At 50.7% G+C, this 219-nt stretch carries 1 rRNA gene; it reads left to right on the top strand.

The window, feature by feature from the left end:
• A 23S ribosomal RNA gene (locus H6A12_RS13245) occupies positions 1–219 on the top strand; the annotation flags it as partial.

The raw sequence follows: 219 nt of genomic DNA, 5'->3' as shown, positions 1-219 counted from the left end.
GAAAAAGAACCTGAAACCCTGTGCCTACAAGCACATAGAGCACGTCAAGGTGTGATATGGTACCTATTGTAGAATGGTCCGGCGAGTTATGTTATGGAGCGAGGTTAAGCACTTCAGGTGCGGAGCCGCAGCGAGAGCGAGTCTGAACAGGGCGAAATTAGTTGCATGACATAGACCCGAAACCGGGTGACCTATCCATGTCCAGGCTGAAGTGGAAGT

The sequence above is a fragment of the Merdimmobilis hominis genome (genome assembly GCF_016901855.1).
GTDB lineage: Bacteria > Bacillota > Clostridia > Oscillospirales > Ruminococcaceae > Paludihabitans.
Note: the sequence above shows the minus strand (reverse complement) of the source record. Positions and strands in the feature narration are given on the sequence as shown.